General features: G+C 63.5%; 14 protein-coding genes and 1 riboswitch. Of the genes, 10 read left to right on the top strand and 4 right to left on the bottom strand.

Annotated features, from left to right (window positions below; translation table 11 throughout):
- The first annotated feature begins 301 nt into the window (after positions 1-301).
- From OW493_RS00695 to cobO, 5 genes are all read left to right on the top strand, one after another.
- Complete coding sequence (locus OW493_RS00695) at positions 302-3,517, top strand: FAD-binding and (Fe-S)-binding domain-containing protein (RefSeq protein ID WP_289862822.1); 3,216 nt, start codon at positions 302-304, stop codon at positions 3,515-3,517.
- 210 nt (positions 3,518-3,727) lie between these two features.
- A complete protein-coding gene (locus tag OW493_RS00690; protein ID WP_191236653.1) occupies positions 3,728-5,695 on the top strand; it encodes a sodium:proton antiporter in 1,968 nt (655 codons plus the stop codon).
- A 282-nt stretch (positions 5,696-5,977) separates the two neighbouring features.
- The gene (locus tag OW493_RS00685; RefSeq protein ID WP_077371796.1) at positions 5,978-7,219 is read left to right on the top strand and encodes a NupC/NupG family nucleoside CNT transporter; all 1,242 of its coding nucleotides are present in this window, start codon (positions 5,978-5,980) and stop codon (positions 7,217-7,219) included.
- Between the two features lie 158 nt (positions 7,220-7,377).
- A riboswitch (cobalamin riboswitch) is annotated at positions 7,378-7,619 on the top strand.
- Between the two features lie 131 nt (positions 7,620-7,750).
- Positions 7,751-9,637, top strand: a complete 1,887-nt coding sequence (locus tag OW493_RS00680; RefSeq protein WP_289862820.1) for a TonB-dependent receptor — start codon at positions 7,751-7,753, stop codon at positions 9,635-9,637.
- 83 nt (positions 9,638-9,720) lie between these two features.
- A complete protein-coding gene (gene cobO, locus OW493_RS00675; RefSeq protein WP_077371790.1) occupies positions 9,721-10,320 on the top strand; it encodes a cob(I)yrinic acid a,c-diamide adenosyltransferase in 600 nt (199 codons plus the stop codon).
- A gap of 15 nt (positions 10,321-10,335) precedes the next feature.
- On the opposite strand, the gene OW493_RS00670 is transcribed toward cobO, so the two are convergent.
- A complete protein-coding gene (locus OW493_RS00670; RefSeq protein ID WP_167593048.1) occupies positions 10,336-11,196 on the bottom strand; it encodes an ABC transporter substrate-binding protein in 861 nt (286 codons plus the stop codon).
- Between the two features lie 257 nt (positions 11,197-11,453).
- Between OW493_RS00670 and OW493_RS00665 the strand changes: the two genes are divergently transcribed.
- Positions 11,454-12,281, top strand: a complete 828-nt coding sequence (locus OW493_RS00665) for an SIMPL domain-containing protein (RefSeq protein ID WP_289862817.1) — start codon at positions 11,454-11,456, stop codon at positions 12,279-12,281.
- Between the two features lie 131 nt (positions 12,282-12,412).
- On the opposite strand, the gene pyrF is transcribed toward OW493_RS00665, so the two are convergent.
- Positions 12,413-13,120, bottom strand: a complete 708-nt coding sequence (gene pyrF / locus OW493_RS00660) for an orotidine-5'-phosphate decarboxylase (protein ID WP_084209187.1) — start codon at positions 13,118-13,120, stop codon at positions 12,413-12,415.
- A gap of 293 nt (positions 13,121-13,413) precedes the next feature.
- Between pyrF and OW493_RS00655 the strand changes: the two genes are divergently transcribed.
- The gene (locus OW493_RS00655; RefSeq protein ID WP_289862816.1) at positions 13,414-13,785 is read left to right on the top strand and encodes a helix-hairpin-helix domain-containing protein; all 372 of its coding nucleotides are present in this window, start codon (positions 13,414-13,416) and stop codon (positions 13,783-13,785) included.
- 740 nt (positions 13,786-14,525) lie between these two features.
- On the opposite strand, the gene OW493_RS00650 is transcribed toward OW493_RS00655, so the two are convergent.
- Together OW493_RS00650 and rfaH are read right to left on the bottom strand one after the other, a co-directional pair.
- Positions 14,526-15,032 (bottom strand): peptidylprolyl isomerase, encoded by a 507-nt coding sequence (locus tag OW493_RS00650; protein ID WP_077371771.1) that lies wholly within the window; start codon positions 15,030-15,032, stop codon positions 14,526-14,528.
- 67 nt (positions 15,033-15,099) lie between these two features.
- Positions 15,100-15,627, bottom strand: coding sequence for a transcription/translation regulatory transformer protein RfaH (rfaH, locus tag OW493_RS00645; protein WP_077371768.1), 528 nt, complete (start codon positions 15,625-15,627; stop codon positions 15,100-15,102).
- 265 nt (positions 15,628-15,892) lie between these two features.
- Between rfaH and OW493_RS00640 the strand changes: the two genes are divergently transcribed.
- From OW493_RS00640 to OW493_RS00630, 3 genes are all read left to right on the top strand, one after another.
- The gene (locus OW493_RS00640; protein ID WP_103751364.1) at positions 15,893-17,098 is read left to right on the top strand and encodes an AmpG family muropeptide MFS transporter; all 1,206 of its coding nucleotides are present in this window, start codon (positions 15,893-15,895) and stop codon (positions 17,096-17,098) included.
- A 272-nt stretch (positions 17,099-17,370) separates the two neighbouring features.
- Positions 17,371-17,727: an STAS domain-containing protein gene (locus OW493_RS00635; RefSeq protein WP_279855157.1), complete on the top strand. Its 357-nt coding sequence runs from the start codon at positions 17,371-17,373 to the stop codon at positions 17,725-17,727.
- Positions 17,727-18,899: a polysaccharide biosynthesis/export family protein gene (locus tag OW493_RS00630; protein ID WP_289862811.1), complete on the top strand. Its 1,173-nt coding sequence runs from the start codon at positions 17,727-17,729 to the stop codon at positions 18,897-18,899. Before OW493_RS00635 ends, OW493_RS00630 begins: the two co-directional genes overlap by 1 nt.
- Positions 18,900-18,915 lie beyond the last annotated feature (16 nt).

The following is an 18,915-nucleotide window of genomic DNA, read 5'->3' as shown; positions in this document are numbered from 1 at the left end:
GGTCGATGGTGCCTCTGCCGATATCCTGCATCGGTAGCTTCTTCACGGCAGAGGATGCGGCAAGAGGGATTGCCTCGAGAAGCTCCCGCATGAAGGGGCGTGCCACAACGAGACGTGGCGGGAACTTCCCGGCAATCTAGCCCCTTTCAAGCGTAGTCAGTCCTGACTCGGATGACCGGATTATCCTGACAGGACAGCGCAGGATGCCCCTTGAGGCTGGGGCCACGCCTTCAGCTCAGGTAAGCTTAGGCACATTGGCCCACGTGGCCTGCCTGACGCGACTCACTGCCCGAGCGAGATCATGACCGAACGCCTGCTGGATACGCCTGCCCCCGTCGATGCCCTCTACCTGGACTTCCTGGCCGCCCTGCGCGATGCAGGCTTTGCCGGTGACATCAGTCCGGACTACGCCAACCGTACCGTGTTGTCGACTGACAACTCACTGTATCAGGTACTACCTCAGGCCGTGGTCTATCCACGTCATGCCGAGGACATCCAGTGCATCGCGCGGCTGTCCAACGCCCCCCGCTTCGCGGCGGTCACCCTGGCGCCACGTGGCGGCGGTACCGGCACCAATGGCCAGTCACTCAATGATGGTGTGCTGGTGGATGTGTCGCGCCACATGAACCGCATTCTCGAGATCGATGTCGAGAAGCGTCGCGTACGGGTCGAGGCCGGGGTGGTGAAGGATCAGCTCAATGCCGCGCTCAAGCCGCATGGTCTGTTCTTCGCCCCGGAACTCTCGACCTCCAATCGTGCCACCATCGGCGGCATGATCAATACCGATGCGTCCGGCCAGGGGAGCTGTGAATACGGCAAGACTCGTGACCACGTGATCACGCTCGACAGCGTCCTGCTCGACGGGACACGCCTGTCGAGCCATGCCATCGACGATGCCGAGCTCGAGGCACTGTGCGCACGTGAGGATCGCGTCGGTGAGATCTACCGCACCGCGCGCGCCATCGCCGATGAGCGTGCCGAGGAAATCGCCGACATCTTCCCACCGCTCAATCGCTGCCTGACCGGCTACGACCTCGCCCACCTGCGCGAGGCCGATGGGCGCTTCAACCTCAACAGTCTGCTGTGCGGCGCCGAGGGCACGCTGGGCTTCGTGGTCGAGGCCGAGCTGAATGCCCTGCCCATCGCGCCCTGCTCGACGCTGATCAACCTGCGCTACGCGAGCTTCATGGACGCGCTGCGCGACGCCAAGACGCTGATGGCGGTCGAGGGCAACCGTCCGACTTCCATCGAGACGGTGGATGACACCGTGCTCAACCTGGCCATGCAGGATTTCGTGTGGGACAGCGTCGAGGAATTCTTCCCGGCCAGTGCCGAGGGCTCCCCGGCCATCGGCGGCATCAACCTGATCGAATTCAATGCCGACAGCGACGCGGCACTGGACGCCAAGGTGGCCGCCTTCAGCGAGCATCTGGCCAGTGACACCAGCGTCGAGCGCCTCGGCTTCACCGAAGCGCGTGGGCGTGCGCAGATCAGTCGCGTCTATGGCATGCGCAAGCGCTCGGTGGGCTTGCTGGGCAATGTCGAGGGAGAAGCCCGTCCGCTGCCCTTCGTCGAGGACACGGCCGTTCCGCCGGAGCATCTGGCGGACTACATCGCCGAATTCCGCGCCGCTCTCGATGCCCGCGGCCTGCGTTATGGCATGTTCGGGCATGTCGATGCCGGCGTGCTGCACGTACGCCCGGCACTCGACATGAAGGACCCCGCCCAGCAGGCGATGATTCGCGAGATCTCCGACGAGGTCGCCGCCCTCACCCACAAGTACGGTGGCCTGCTGTGGGGCGAACACGGCAAGGGCGTGCGCTCGGAATATGCCCCCCGCTTCTTCGGCAGCCTCTATGGGGCGCTGCAGGACGTGAAGGCGGCCTTCGACCCGCGCAATCAGCTCAACCCGGGCAAGATCACCTCGCCCCGCCTGTCAGTGACGCTGGTCGATGACGCTGGCGCCAGCGAAGGTGGGAGCGAGAGCGACAAGCGTGATCACGCTGACAGCGCCGTCGAGGCCTTCGACCCCCGCTTGATGCGCATCGATGACGTGACCATGCGCGGCGATCTCGATCGCCAGATCGATGAACGCGTGTGGCAGGAATACGCCAGCGCCGTCTACTGCAACGGCAACGGTGCCTGCTACAACTACGACCCCAACGACGCCATGTGCCCGTCCTGGAAGGCGACGCGTCAGCGCATCCATTCGCCCAAGGGGCGCGCCAGCCTGATGCGTGAATGGCTGCGTCTGGAAGGCAATGCCGGACGGGACGTGATCGCCGAGGCGCAGGCCGCCCGGACGCCGGGCCTCAAGGGGGCCGGCCTGTGGCTGGCGCGTCTGCCGACCCGCATCGGCGCTTCGCTGAAGGCGCGTCGTGGTGGACAGACGCAGACTGGCGCTCAGGAGGTCGGCTTCGATCAGCAGGTCTATCAGGCGATGGCCGGCTGTCTGGCGTGCAAGTCCTGCGCGGGCCAGTGTCCGATCAAGGTCAACGTGCCGGACTTCCGCAGCCGCTTCCTCGAGGTCTATCACCATCGCTATCAGCGTCCGCTGCGCGATTACCTGATCGGCAGCCTCGAGTTCGTGCTGCCGTGGGCCGAGCGCGTCACGCCGCTCTACAACGGCCTGCTGTCCAATCGCCTGGTCAGTCGTCTGCTGGAAGGCCCGATCGGCATGGTCGATGCCCCACGCCTGTCGCGCGCCAGTCTGCGCAGACAGCTCAAGAGCTGGGGCGTCTCGGAGGCGACCCCGACCCAGCTCGGCCGCCTGACCGAGTCCCAGAAGGCCAGAAGCGTGATCCTGGTGCAGGACGCCTTCACCAGCCACTTCGAGGCCCAGCTGGTGATGGACATCATCGAGCTGCTGTCACGACTCGACATTCGGGTGTTCGTCGCGCCCTTCGCCCCCAATGGCAAGCCGCTGCAGGTACAGGGCTTCACCGGCGCCTTCCAGCGCACCGCGCGCGCCCAGGCCAAGCGTCTCAAGGCGATCGCCGATTTCGGCGTGCCGCTGGTCGGCATCGACCCGGCGATGACCCTGACCTATCGTCAGGAGTATGTGAAGACCCTCGGCCCGGACGCCGTGCCGGATGTCCTGCTGCTTCAGGAGTGGCTGATCAGCCTGCGCAAGCTGCTGCCGGTGGGTGTCACCAAGACGGTGCTGGGCAAGATGGACCCGGGCCTGACACTCCTGAGCCACTGTACCGAGAGCACCAATGCGCCGGGGTCCGCCAAGGCCTGGCAGCAGGTGTATGCCGCCTTTGGTCTCAGCCTCGAGACACTCTCCACCGGCTGCTGCGGCATGTCCGGCACCTATGGTCACGAAGCGCGCAATCTCGAGACCTCACGTGCCATCTATGAGCTGTCGTGGAAGGCGGTGGTCGAGGACGAGGCCAATCAGGGCAAGCTGGTCGCCAGTGGTTATTCCTGTCGCAGCCAGAGCAAACGCTTCTCCGAACGTCAGCTGCCGCATCCCCTCCAGGCGCTGCTGCCACTGGTGCGTCGCGCGCAGTGACAGCCAGGGGGCCCAGTGGCCGTGCAGGAGGAATGACATGAGGGGGAGCGCGATAAGGCAACGCGACGTTGCATACCACGGAATCAATCGCTAGTCTGCGCCCTTCCGGCCAGCCGTGATGTTGGCATCTGGCCGAGACAAGACGATTCGATGAGCGGTGACCGCGTCAGTGGCACCGCTCATTTTCGCTGACTCCAAGGAAGCTTCCCGATGACGGAACCCGCACTGGCCCTGACCCTGATCGGTCTGATGGCTCTCGGCTGTCAATGGCTGGCCTGGCGCATGCGTCTGCCCGCCATCCTGCCGCTGCTGATCGTTGGCATCCTTGCCGGCCCCGTCACGGGCTGGCTCAAGCCGGATGAGCTGCTGGGAGACCTGCTGTTCCCGCTGGTCTCGCTGGCAGTGGCGGTGATCCTGTTCGAGGGCAGTCTGACGCTGGACTTCAAGGACCTGCGGGGACACGGGCACATCGTCAGACGACTGGTGACCACCGGGGTGGTGATCACCGGCGTGATCGGCACCGTGGCGGCGCATTATCTGCTCGACATGCGCTGGGAGATGGCCGCCGTGCTCGGGGCCCTGCTGGTGGTGACAGGCCCGACCGTGGTGATGCCATTGCTGCAGACCCTGCGCGCGCGCGGCAACCTGACCCAGATCCTGCGCTGGGAAGGCATCATGATCGACCCGGTGGGCGCGCTGCTGGCGGTACTTGTCTATGAGTACGTCGCACTGGGCATGACCGGCAATGCGGTGTCACATACCCTGGTGCTGTTCGCCCAGACCGTGGGCCTCGGCCTTGGCATGGGCGCGCTGGGCGGCTGGTGCTGGGGGCTGGTGCTGCGCCACTTCTGGCTGCCCCAGAAGCTGCACAACTTCGGCACCCTGATGGTGATGCTGGGACTCTTCGCCATCTCCAATACCCTGTTCCACGAATCCGGACTCCTGACCGTGACCGTCATGGGGGTATGGCTGGCCAACATGCGCGGCGTGCCTACCCAGCAGATCATCGAGTTCAAGGAGACGCTCACCGTCCTGCTGATTTCCGGGCTGTTTCTGCTGCTGGCGGGGCGCCTGACCGTCGAGCAGCTTTCGCTGCTGTCCTGGCCGGCATGGGTCTTCCTGGCCGTGTTGATGTGGGTCGCGCGCCCGCTGACTGTCTGGCTGTGCACCCTGGGCAGCGAATTGACGCTGCGCGAGAAGGCGCTGCTGGCCTGGCTGTCTCCTCGCGGTATCGTCGCGGCCGCCGTGGCCTCGCTGTTCGCGCTCAAGCTCGAATCCCAAGGCATCGAAGGCGCCGAGATGCTGGTCCCGATGACCTTCCTGGTCATCATCGGCACGGTGGTGATCCAGAGCTTGCTGTCGCGCCCCATCGTCAAGGTGCTGGGTGTCGGTGAGCCACCGCCCTCGGGCTTCCTGATTCTCGGGGCCAACTCGGTGTCGCGCCTGGTCGCCCGCGAGCTGGTGGATGCCGGCTTCTCGGTACGCCTGACCGATACCAACTGGGACGCGGTACAGGAAGCCCGCATGGCAGGCCTGCCGGTCTATTACGGCAACCCGCTGTCCGAGCATGCCTCACAGCATCTCGAGTTGACGGGCATCGGCCATCTCATGCCCCTGTCGCCCTATCGCGAGCTCAACAGCCTCGCGGCGCTGCATTTCGAGCACATCCTCGGCCACGGCCGAGTCTTCCGGCTCGCCGAGGACAATGGCAAGAATGCCAAGCGCCAGCAGGACCAGGCGCTCGGCCACCTGCCGCTGTTGTTCGATGGTCAGGTCACCTACGCCAAGCTGGCCAGCCTGCTGTCACAGGGGGCGGAGTTCCGGCGTGCCCGCATCAGCGAGAACTTCAGTCTCGAGGACTATCGCCGGATTCATGATGACCGCCTGCTGACCCTGTTCTGCATCAGCAGCCAGGGCCGGATTCGCATTGCCAATTCCGCCGTCGCACTGGAACCCAAGGCCGGTGAGACGCTGATCAGCCTGATCTATGCCGACTCGCCGGAGCTGACCCGACCGGCGCAATCGAAGGCGGACAAGGCCGAGTCGAGCAAGTCATCCCAGGCCACAGAAGGGACAGGCTCTGACGCGAGTTCCACCACCCGCTCCACCGCGAATCCCGGCACCGCCACGGGCTCCGGCCCCCTGCCCGCCAGCCGCCTCCCCGGTGGCCGAGCCTGATGACGGCTTGAATGCATCCCGAAAATGGCATGCGCGCAGACAGCACGGCGCCCGGAGATGATGCCAGCCCCCTGACCACGAGGCCCGCTTCCGGCGGGCCTCGTGGCGAATGGCGCACAGCCGCGAAGCGGGATTCACAAAAAATGCCTAAAACGTTAGTGGCAGACTCCGACAGCCGCCCAAAATGCTGGTAGAGTACGCGCCAGTTTTGGCAGCCCTGTCCGGCAGCCAGCGCTATTGCCTTGTCCTCAACGTAACACCTACGCATTCAGGAGCTGCTTGATGCAGATCGTCATGGGCCTGGTGGGCGTCTTAGCCCTCCTGGGGATCGCCTTCCTATTATCTGAAAACCGACGCGCCATCAGCTTGCGCACCGTACTGGGGGCCTTTGCCATCCAGGCATTGCTGGGGGCATTCGTACTCTACGTTCCCGCCGGCAAGAGCATGCTGCTCGGTCTCAGCGAAGGGGTTCAGGCTGTCATGTCCAGTGCCAACGTGGGCATGGACTTCCTGTTCGGTGGCCTGGTCAGCGACAAGATGTTCGAAGTCTTCGGTGGCGGTGGTTTCGTGTTCGCTCTGCGCGTACTGCCGATCATCGTGTTCTTCTCGTCATTGATCGCGGTGCTCTACCACCTGCGCGTGATGAACGTCGTGATCAGCGTGCTGGGTGGCGGGCTTTCGAAGATTCTCGGCACCAGCCGTCCCGAATCGCTGTCCGCCGCGGCCAACATCTTCGTCGGCCAGACCGAAGCACCGCTGGTCGTGCGTCCGTTCATCGCCGGCATGACCCGCTCGGAACTGTTTGCGGTGATGACCGGTGGCCTGGCCTCCGTGGCCGGTTCCGTGCTGGTGGGCTATGCCTCGCTGGGCATTGACCTCAAGTACCTGCTGGCAGCGTCCTTCATGGCAGCCCCGGGTGGCCTGCTGATGGCCAAGATGCTGATTCCGGAGACCGAATCCAAGACCCAGAGTGTCGAGGAAGCCCTGGGCAAGGACATCGATCGCCCGACCAACGTCATCGATGCTGCCGCGTCCGGCGCAGCATCCGGCGTGCAGTTGGCCATCAATGTCGGTGGCATGCTGCTGGCCTTCATCGCCTTGATCGCGCTGGGCAACATCATCATCGGCTGGGTCAGTGGATTGTTCGGCTATCAGGACATCACGCTGCAGCTGCTGCTGGGCTACGCCTTCGCGCCGGTCGCCTGGGTCATCGGCGTGCCGTGGCATGAAGCCATCCAGGCCGGCAGCTTCATCGGTCAGAAGCTGGTGCTCAACGAGTTCGTCGCCTTCGCCGACCTCGCCAGCCATCAGATCAAGCTGTCCGAGCATTCCGAAGCGATCATCATCTTCGCGCTGTGTGGCTTCGCCAATCTGTCCTCCGTGGCCATCCTGATGGGCGGCCTGGGACTGATGGCACCGAACCGCCGCAGTGACATCGCGCAGATGGGCATGAAGGCGATTCTCGCCGGTACGCTCTCCAACCTGATGTCAGCCAGTCTTGCCGGACTGTTCCTGTCGCTGTGACGCTCATCGCAAGCCTCGCATGCGAGTGAGACACGCCGTCAGGTGACCTCTCGACAACGCCCGCCCAGTGCGGGCGTTGTCGTATCCAGCCCGCGTCACGAGCCAGCGAACGCCAGACCGGCAGACGACGGGGCCTGCCGATTGACTCCCTGTCGCCCTCCCCAGACAATAGCTCGGGTAGAAGCCTGGGTGCTCGGGAATCGGGTGAAAGCCCCGTACTGCCCCCGCAACGGTGATCGCAACGCTCATGCCGGTCGAGATGACCAGCCACTGCCTCCGGGACGTCCTCGTGACGACCCTCAAGGGAAGGAGGTGGGAAGGCGCATGAGGGGGTGAGACGTTCCAACAGGACGTCCGCCAGGCGTCAGTCCGGAGACCGGCCCTCGCTTCCACACTGGTTGATGCGGAGGGCCTCACCAGTGGCAAATTCGTCGGGATGTCCTTTTTCAAAGGGGCACGCCGCGACGATGTGCATCCACGCACCCTGTCACGCCTGTCCTCCTCATTGCGTCTGACGCTTGAGGATCATTCATGAATACTTACAAGACCCGTGGTCGCGCGCACGCGCAGGCCAAGTACACCCTCGTGGGCAGTCTGCTGCTGCTGACACCTCCTGCCCTGGCGGCACAGGAGACCACCGCCCCTTCATCGGATAGCCTGGAGACCGTTCAGGTCACCGCCAATCGCATCCCCCAGCTGCAGAATGATGTGTTGGCCAGCACCGAGGTCATCACGCGCGATGAGATCGATCGCCTTCAGGCCAGTTCGCTGGTCGATCTGCTGCAGTCGCGCAATGGCATCGAAGTCGCGCGCAGCGGTCCGATGGGGAGCCAAACCAGCCTGTTCATGCGCGGCACCGAGTCCGATCACACCTTGATCCTGGTCAACGGCCAGCGCATCGCCAACAGCGCCGATGGCCTGGCGCACTTCGAATTTCTGCCGCTGTCTGCCATCGAACGTGTCGAGATCGTGCGGGGGCCGCGCGCCAGCGTCTACGGCGCCGATGCCATCGGCGGCGTGATCAACCTGATCACGCGTGGCGGCAGCGAAGTCGGCCAGCACGCGGAAGTCACGCTGCGCGCCGGCAGCGACGGCACCTTCCGCCAGAACGCCCAGTTCAGCTCGGTGGAAGATGACACTCGTCTCTCCGCCAATCTCCATCATGATGAAAGCGATGGTTTCTCCGCCCGCGATACCGGCAGTGAAGATGATGGCTACGAGGCCACGGGCGCCGAACTGCGCCTTGGGCACGACTTCGGCCAGCGAGCCACGCTGTCTCTCGGCGTCGCCAAGACCGACACGGACTACGATTACGACGATTGCTACGACAGCAGCTTCAGTGCCTCTGAAGACTGCAGCGGAGAAGGTAGCCAGCTGGTACTGGATGCCAGCCTGCTGACCCACCTGAACCCGAACTGGGACATGACGGTCAGCGTGGCGCGTACGCGCGACGAGTACGAGAACACTGAAGCCGGCAGCGATGCCGGGCGTGTCGCCAGTGCCCGCAACGAGATCGGCCTGCGCCACGACTTCTACACCGACCTCGGCACGCTCAGCCTGGGGGTGGATCACCGCGAGGAAAGTCTGGACGCCGATGGCCCCTACTTCACCGCCGACGGCTATGAAGTGGACAGCCGCTATGCCACGGGGGTCTATGGCAGCTGGCAGCTCCAGCAACAACGCCATCACGTCACCACCAGCCTGCGGTATGACGATGACAATCGTTATGGTCATCAGATGACCGGTGGCTCCAGCTATGCCTATGACCTGACTCAGACACAGCAGCTCGGCGCCAGCTACTCGAGCGCCTTCAAGGCCCCCAACCTGATCGATCTCTACAGCCCTTACGGCTCAGGCAACCCGGATCTGGATGCCGAGACCTCCACCACGGCCGAACTCTTCTGGCGTCTGCAGGAGCAGCGGTGGCATGTGGGCGTCAATGCCTTCCAGACGGATATCGACAATCTGATCAGCTACGAAGGCGCCGACTTCACGCCGATCAATATCGACCGCTCACGCATCCGTGGCATCGAGCTGAGCAGTGGCTGGAAAGGTGACGCGCTCAGCGTGAATCTCGCCATGACCTGGCAGGACCCGGAAGACCGCGAGACAGGAGAGCAGCTGAAACGTCGGGCCAAGCGCTTTGCGCGCCTGGATGCCGATTACGCCCTCGCCGACTGGAGCTTCGGAGCAACGCTGCGTGGCAGTGCCAGCCGCAGCGATACCGATGCCGATACCTACACGGACACTCGCACCGCCGGCTATGGCGTCTTCGACCTGCGCACCAGCTGGCAGGTGATGCAGAACGTCAAGCTGAGCGCCAAGCTGGAGAACGTCTTCGATCGTGATTATCAGCTGGTCAACGGCTACAACACCCAGGGGCGTTACGTCGAAGGCGGCGTGACCTTCTATTTCTGAGCACCTCTTACTGACGACGGGCCACACTCCTCACTGCGCCGCCCCGAGAGCGGCGCAGTGACAATGACTGACGGAGCACACGCATGACGGACCGCAATACCCGCCACAAGACGGCAATGGAAAAGCTCAAGTCACATGTCGACGACAAGGTGGCACAGGCCAATGAGGAGCGCGGCCAGCTGCTAGTCTTCACCGGCAACGGCAAGGGCAAAACGACCGCTGCATGGGGCACCATCACCCGGGCACTCGGCTATGGCTACAAGGTCGGTGTCATCCAGTTCATCAAGGGACTGTGGGAATGCGGGGAGCGTGAGCGCCTTGCCGAGGATGCCAATCTGGAAGTCCACGCCATGACCACCGGCTTCACCTGGGACACCCAGAATCGTGACGCCGATACCGCGGCCTGTCAGGCGGTGTGGCAGGAAGCGAAGCGCCTGATGCGCGATGAAAGCGTCTATCTGGTCGTGCTTGATGAGCTGACCTATATGGTCAAGTTCGGCTACCTGCCATTGGAAGAGGTGATGACGGCGCTGGAAGGTCGCCCCGAGGAGCAGACCGTCATCATCACCGGACGCAATGCCAACCGCGAGATCGTTGCCTGTGCCGATACCGTCACCGAGATGACCGAGATACGTCACGGCTTCAATCATGGCCTCAAGGCGCGCCGCGGCATCGACTTCTGAGCAACTCGACCCACGTCACCGCGCTGCGCGCTGCACCGAGATGGCATGGCAGATCTGCGCCATCGCCTCGACGCTGCGCGGCCCCGGACGGCTGACGGGGTCCGGATCCAGTCCGACAAGCGCCACCGAGGCCAGCGGGCCACCCCTGGCTCGCCAGGCTGCCTTCCAACGCTCACGGGGGGCGCCTGCGGCCACCGGATGCAGAATCAGCCGAGGCCCTGCCAGCCACAGCGCTTCACGGCGTATCTGAGGCACCACGGTGGGGGCGTCAGACAACAACGGCTCTCCCCCGCAGCGGCGAATCAATTCATTGACCAGATGCCCTCCTGCCAGAGTCGTCATCGGGCTCTCGCCCAGCTGGAAGAAGACCGGCAAGGGCGCGTCGCCCTCCATGCCATCGCGTGCCTCCAGGTGACTGATGCGCTTCTCGAGACGCGCCACGTAGGCCTCTGCCTCGGGCCGGGTGCCCATCAACACCCCCAGGCGCTCGATATTGGAGAGTACCTGCGCCAATGTCCTGGGCTCGCTGAGGAAGGTCGTCAGCCCCAGCGCCGCCAGGCGCGCCTGCATTTCCGCGGACAGCCCGCTGCCCCACGCCACGATCAGCGCGGGTCTGGCCGCCAGCACCGCCTCCAGATTCGGCCCTTGATAGCTCGCGACACGCGGCAGCGTCTTGACCTGTGGCGGGTAATCACTGCCCTGGCTGACGGCGACCAGATGTGCAAGCCCTCCCGCCGCCGCGACCAGCTCCGCGGCATGGGGCGCCAGGGTGACCACACGATGAGCGGGCCGGGAAAGCGTCACCGTCTCGCCACCATCATCCACGACGGAAAGACTCGCCGCCCAGGCGAGCGACGGCATTGCGGTGAGCAGCAACGCTGACAGTCCCCCGAAGAGCGCGCGTCGCCCCTGAGATAGCGTGACGGTATTGATGGTATCGCTCCTGTATGACCGCGACGTCCCTGACGCCATGAGATGCCTGATCGAGGCACACGATCGCTTCAGCGCCTCTCGTGCGAAGTGCTATCGTGATCCACGCGATGTCGGACGTTCACGCCATCATTCTGTGTCAATATCGACATATGAAAATATCACCATATGTCAATATAGCCATGTACCAAAAAGGAGTTTCCATGCCCCGCATCCTGCCATCCGAAACTGCCGACGCGAGCTCAGGCGTCCAGCATTCCTTCCTGCGTCTAGGGCTGGTGCTGGCACTGAGTGCCGTCAGCGCCGTGAGTACGGCACAGGCTGACCAGACACCTGCACCGGCGCTTGTCCATGTCAGTGCCAGTGCCAGCATCGAGGCCGCGCCGGACAAGGCCAGCATCGAGGCGCGTCTCTGGGAGAAGACACCGGCCAGCAAGGTGGACGACAAGGCACCGGACAGTCAGAAGCAGGGAGAAGCCGCGCGCCAGGCCCGCCAGACATTGGAAGGCCGCATGAGCACGCTGATCCAGGCACTGGAAAGCGCCGGTATCGAGAGTCGCCTGATCAAGGCGGGCAGCCTGACCCTGCGACCGGAGCGCTACTACGAGCGCACGGCCAATGATCAGAACCCGCAGCAATGGCAGCGTACCCATCTCGAGCGCCCGATCAGCATTTCGCTGAAGGATCTGGACCAGGTGCCGGAGGTGATCGACCTGCTGTTGGGAGCGGGGGTGAATCAGCTGGCGGGCGTGCAATATCAGCTCAGTGATCGTGCAGCACTCGAGGACAAGGTACTGCAGCAAGCCCTGACCAAGGCACGCCACAAGGCCGAACTGATGGCCGAGACGCTGGGAGCGACACTGGGTGATGTGCAGTCGATCAATGAATCTTCCCAGAGCCCTCGCCCGCCGATGATGGCCATGCGCGCCGACATGGCAGAAGCCAAGAGTGGTGGCAACGAGTATCGTCCCGGCGAGCTGTCACTCGAAAGTGATGTGCAGGTCAGCTGGGGACTGACATCAGCCGACTGAGCGTCGACACCCCGAACGCCACTCTCAAGACGCCAGCCGCTTGTCCAGAGCCGCTGGCGTCCATGCGTGACATGAAGCTCGGCCTATCTCGAGAGTGACACCCCGCGATTCACACCCCCTCGGGCGCTGACTTACGCCCGGCCACCAAGCTCCGTCTCGATGGCGGCAAGCGCTGCCATGGGATTCTCGGCCTGAGTGACCGGACGCCCGATCACCAGGTGGGTGCTACCAGCCGCCATTGCCTCGCCCGGCGTCATGGTGCGTCGCTGATCACCGGCCTGGGCAAAGCTCGGGCGGATACCGGGCGTCACCTTGAGGAAGTCCGGCCCACACAGCGCCTTGAGACTGGGTGTCTCGCGCGCCGAGCACACCACACCGTGCATGCCGCTTTGCTGGGCAAGGCTCGCCAGACGCTCGACCTGGGCCAGTGGCGTGACATCCAGACCGATACCCGCAAGATCACTCTGCTCCATGCTGGTCAGCACGGTCACGGCAATCAGGCGCGTCTCGAGCTGGCGCGTGGCCAGTGCACTGGCGGCGGCTTCCATCATGCGCGCGCCACCACCGGCGTGCACGTTGGTCATCCAGACACCGTGCTCGGCAGCCGCCAGCACGGCCTGCGCGGTGGTATTGGGAATATCGTGGAACTTGAGATCCAGAAAGACCTCGAAGCCGCGCTGATGCAGCGCCTTGAGGATGTCCGGCCCCACTCGCGTGAACAGCTCCTTGCCCACCTTGACGCGGCAGCGCGTCGGATCCAGCTGGTCCGCCATGGCCAGTGCGGCGGCCATATCCGGGTAATCGAGGGCGATGATCAGGGGGGAAGTCGTGGCAGGCATCCGGGCTCCGGGCAATGAGACTAGGCGCGATGACAGGGGGTCATGGGCTCGGGGCAACATTATAGCGCCCACCAACGCACCTGTAAGCTCAGAGAAAGCCGAATCGAATCAGCTCGCTATTCGCGCTAGCACTTTCGCGCGTTGAGCGCTGAAGCGGCCCCAGGGATGAGGAATCGTTTAATTCTTAATGACTACAAAACTCATCCTTCAGCCACAGTGATTCACGTGCTGGGCACAGGGCATCACGGCCCGACCAGACGCCCCGACAATCATCATGAAACAAGGAAAAGCTCATGAAAACTCTGATGGGATCACTCGTCGTCGCAGGCCTGATGGCTTTCACCCCTCTGACGCAGGCTGCCGAGATGAACATCAACACCGCCACCCCTGAGCAACTGACTCAGCTCAAGGGCATCGGTGACAAGAAGGCACAGGCCATCGTCGCCTGGCGCAAGGCCAATGGCCCCTTCACCAGCATCGATCAGCTGGCTGAGGTCAAGGGCATCAGTGCCAACACGCTCGAACGCATGGAGACCACACTGACGCTCGACAAGACCGGCAACAGCGCCATAACGACGGGTCAGACGGTCAGCGACAAGGTCGCGCCGAAGGTCAAGACATCCGGTGAGGCGACGCCCAGGGAGATCACCAGCAACCAGAGCTGACCAAGACGGCCGAGGTAAGGTCTCGACTCCCGCCACCCTGCAGGTGGTGAGAATCCACCGGCGAAAGACCAGCCTGGCCAGCGGCAGGGGAGTTCCGACAAAAGCAGCGCCGCAGACTTCCTGCGGCGCTGCTTCATCGCCGGGGTCAACACGACGGTGCCCGAGAAGCACGGCTTACATGAGGCGTTGCTTTCCTGCCACGAAAAAAGCCGACCCGAAGGCCGGCCAGCGGGGTTTCCCCCTCCCCTGACGGTGAATCGGGCACCTGCATGCCCGATTCTGGCAGTGAAGCCATCCCTGGCTTTCCCCTTCCCCAAGGGGCTTCCTCAAGCGCCTGCCTCTGCCGGCAACCGACGCCCTGCAACTTCTCCCTGACCAGACGGTGGCCTGCGCCGCTTTCCGTCACCTCGAAGAGTATCTCCCCCGAAGCATGATGCCCCATGCGGCATCCTCGTACGCCGCCCGTCTCGACATGAGCACTCTATCGCGATCATCGGCAGGCGAAGATGACATGCGTCAATTTCGTGAGCCTGGGTGGTATCATGCCGCTGCCTTCATGATCCACGTCAATTCATGAGCGCTTCGCTCCCATGAATCCGTCCCGGAATGACACGCAGCAGACCCGAAACGCAGCAGACCCGAAACGAATAAGGCGCCTTCGATCATCATCGAAAGCGCCTTCCTGATCAGCGACAGGGACACCCCTGAAGCGGCATGCGGCATGCGGTATCAGCGCGACTTCAGCGACGCACCTTCTTGTCTTCCACTTCGGTATGACTCACCTCAAGCCCCAGCGGATGGCCTGCTGCCAACTCGGCCCGAGTGGCATCGCGCACTTCCAGCACCTCGACATCCCAGCTGAGGGCCTGACCGGCCAGGGGATGATTGGCATCGACCTTGACCTGCTGATCACCGACTTCCAGTACGGTCACCGAGCGCTGCCCTTCGGGAGTTCGCGCCTGGAAGCGCATGCCCGGTGCAAGCTCCCCCGGGCCGAAGGCATCACGCCCGAAGTACTGGACCAGCCCCTCATCCCGCTCACCGAAGCCTTCCGCCGGCGTCAGGTTCACGACCTTGCTGTCGCCGACGCTGCAACCTTCAAGCGCGGATTCCAGAGCGGCAAGTATATTGTCATGGCCATGCAGGTAATCCATCGGTTCCCGATCACGAGAAGTGTCCAGGACGGTGCCATCTGCGGTACGCAGCGTGTAGTGCAGGCTGACCACCTGCTGAACGGTAATCGACATGAAACAACTCCAGAAATGACAAGTGCGGTGAGCTCACGCCCTCCCCGGAGGGCGCAGGCACCGAGACTCAGGATTCGCGACGACGCAGCTGACGACTGGACAGCTCGACGCGCTGCTGCTGATTGATCAGATTGAGCAGCACGATGACGCGCTCATCGCCCTTGGCACTCTCGAAGACACCACTGAGCGAACTCAGCGGCCCATCGATGATCTCGACCTGCTCGCCGGCACGGAAGTAGAGGTTCTCGGCTGGCTGCTCCTGGCGTTGCTCACCATTGGCGATCAGCGCCTCCACCAGCGAGGTGGGGACCGGTGTCGGGGTCGTGCCGAAGCTGACCAGCTTGAGCACGCCACGTGTCGAGCGAATCGGGCGCCAGTTGTCGTCCACCTGATCCAGACGGATGAACAGGTAGTAGGGGAAAAGGGGCTCTTCCACCCAGCGCAGCTTGCTGCCGCGCTTTCTTTCCACTTCCAGCAGGGGGTGGAAGACGTGAAATCCCTGATTGGTGAGGTTCTCCGCCGCACGGAAGGACTCTCCACCCTTGCACTGGATCAGATACCAGTGCGCCTTGGCAGCGTCTCGGACTTCACTCATGATGACCTCTCATTGCCTACCTGCCCACAGGGGCCCGACGCAAGCCCTTCATCACGCCAGCCAGCTGATGGTCAGCGGCACCTCAGGACAATGCATGGCCCTTGCGCTCAGGCAGTGCGACAATCCCGCCATTGACGATGCATGTGGCGCATGGCCATGGGTCACGCGCGACTCCCGCGCGGATACACTCTCTGCAAGGACAGGCAAGGCTTTGACTTCAAAGGATTTACGCTTACTCGTTGGCCGTCATGGTATCACGTTCCTGATGGGATTCGCCTCAGGCCTGCCGCTGCTGCTCACCGGGAGTGTCCTGCAGGCCTGGATGACGGATGCCGGCGTATCACTGGACGCCGTGGGCCTTCTGGCACTGGTCGGCCTGCCCTATACCCTCAAGTTCCTGTGGGCCCCCTTGCTGGATCGCATCATGCCGCCCGCACTGGGGCGGCGACGCGGCTGGCTGATGATCGCGCAGCTGGCCCTGACCGCGCTGATCGCGCTGCTTGCCCTGCAGGACCCGCACATGTCGCCGCTGACCATGGGGGCCATCGCGCTTTCCGTCAGCTTCTTCAGTGCCACCCAGGACATCGTGATCGATGCCTACCGACGTGAGCATCTGCCGGACAACGAACTGGGGCTGGGCTCCAGCTTCTATGTCTATGGCTATCGCATCGGCATGCTGATGGCCTCGGCCGGTGGCCTGGTGCTGGCGGACATGATCGGTTTCCGCATGACCTACCTGATCATGGCCGCGACCCTGGGAGCCTGCATGCTGGTGACCCTGCTGGCGCCGGAACCCGAGGCACAGGCAGCGCCGCGTGCCCATCACCTGCACGAGATCCTCTGGGACCCCATCCGCCATTTCATGAAACGTGATGGGGCCATCTGGCTCTTGCTGTTCATCCTGCTCTACAAGCTGGGCGATTCCGTGGCAGGCAATCTGACGACGCCTTTCTACAAGGAGATCGGCTTCAGCAACTCACAGATCGGCGCGACCGTGAAGCTGTTCGGCCTGTGGCCATTGCTGGCAGGCACCTTCTTCGGCGGCCTGATGATCATGCGAATCGGCATCTACCGTGCACTGTGGTGGTTCGGCATCCTGCAGATGGTGTCCACAGCCGGCTTCATCTGGCTGCATCACGTCGGTGACTCGCTGGCCTGGCTTGCCGGAGTGGTGGCATTCGAGAACCTGGCGGCCGGCATGGGCAGCGCCGCGTTCATCGCCTTCATGGGCGCACTGACCGACAAGCGTTTCACCGCCGGCCAATATGCCATGCTCTCCTCGATCATGGGCTTGCCACGCGTGGTGATCGCCGCCCCCTCGGGCTATCTGGCCGATGCCGCCGGCTGGGACAGCTTCTTCTGGATCTGCACCCTGGCCGCCATCCCGGGGCTGTTGCTGCTGCTGCGCTTCCGTCATTGGGGGGCAATGCTGGCAACGCCCCACAAGGCACCAGCGATGTCGGGAGATTGAGAGACGAGTTCCCTGAACGGTCTGGGCCGTCGACAGGCTGAGCCGGAAGAAGAGAAAAGCAGGGAAGGATGAAAGAAAGGAAGATAGGAAGGGTGAAGAAAGGAGAAGGAACCAGACATCTCATCAGTCAGGACTGAGACAATTCCCGTCATGTCGTTGACACCGCGACGATAGGCAAACGATGCTTGTGCGGCATAGTGCATAAAGATAACAAGTCGCACCGCAGGCCCGACATGGCGCCAGCCGGTGACGGCAGGCACAGGGAATTCGCCATGCCCATCACCACCAGAATTGACGAAGGCATCATGATCACGCCGCCGGCTCAGCTGACAGGCGAGGTCGCGCGCTATTTCCGCCAGGAGATGCTCGCGATGATCCCGGACCACACCGGCAAGCTGGCAGTGGATCTGAGTCATGTGACAGCCATCGATGCCGACGGACTTTCCGTACTGGTCAGCCTGCATGATGCCCTGTCACCGCAGGCTCTGATCGTGGTGGAACCCTCTCCCATCATGCAGACCGAGCTGGAACGCGTGCGCCTGTTCGAACTCTTCGACATCTACTATCAGCGCGACCCGCTATTGGTGCCAGATGCCCACGCGTCAGGGTCTTCTCGCGAGGTAGCCTGATGACGTCTTCCCTGGCACGCCTCACCTCATGGACCCAAGTCTCACGCCGCCTTTCGGGGATTGCCATGCTCGCCGGTCTGATCAGCGGCTGCACGCCGCTGATGCTGGACGACACTCCGGCCAAAGAGCACTGGCAACAGGTGACCTACTGGCCCCTGGAGCTGCCCACGCCGCAGGCCGATGATCGCTTTTCCCATCGGCCTGCAAGCGATGACCAGCGCCTGGCCGCCGGCGATCGAGTGAACGTCAGGGTCGCCGGCAGCGAGCTGTTCGATGGCAGCTACGAGGTGGATCACGATGGGCGTCTGCGCCTGCCCTGGCTCTCGCCGGTCGATGCCTCCAACCAGACCATCGATGCCCTGGCACGTGAGATCAACGAGCGTCTGATACAGGAAGAGCTGATCCGCCCGGGGCTGGCCCATGTCAGCGTTCGTCTCGAGGAATGGGCGCCGTTGGCGGTCGCCGTCTCCGGGGCAGTGTTCTTCCCGGGCGAAGCCGTCGTCAATGCCCGCGAACCGGAAGAGCGCATGGTGCGTCGCGACTTTGCCGGAGGCGATGCCAGCCAGCAACGGCGGCTGTCAGCGGCCTTGACCACGGCTGGCGGCGTGCGGCCGGACGCGGATTTGAGCCACGTCGAACTGATTCGCGACAACCAGACACAGATTCTCGACATGCGCGGCCTGATCGATGGCGAATATGCCGCCAACCCCTGGCTGCGCGAAGGGGATCGCATCCATGTGCCCTCCAGCGGTGCCTTCCAGGCAGCGCTGATGCGCCCGTCCCCCATCACCGCGCCGGGCATCGTCATCTATGCCTCCAACCTGACCACACCGGCCAACAACAACAATGTCAGCAATTACACGGTGCTGCGCTCCCAGGTGCCTTACGGCGTGCGCATGTTGCAGGGGGTGATCAACGCCAACTGTGTCGGTGGTATCCAGGCGACGTCCGGTTCGCGACGCGCCGTGCTGGTCAGCACCAATCCGATGACGCATCAACCGGTCGTGGTGGATCGCGGCATCGACGACCTGCTGGCCAATCCAGCGGACGTGGGCGTCAATCCGTATCTGATGCCGGAAGATGTCGTCGGCTGCTATGACTCAGGTGTCACCAACATCCGGGATATCGCCAGAACGCTGACGGACCTGCTGACGCCGGCCACTCTGCTGTAACGCTTCGCCTGTGCGT

The sequence above is a fragment of the Cobetia sp. 14N.309.X.WAT.E.A4 genome (genome assembly GCF_030397495.1).
Lineage (GTDB): Bacteria > Pseudomonadota > Gammaproteobacteria > Pseudomonadales > Halomonadaceae > Cobetia > Cobetia marina.
Note: the sequence above shows the minus strand (reverse complement) of the source record. Positions and strands in the feature narration are given on the sequence as shown.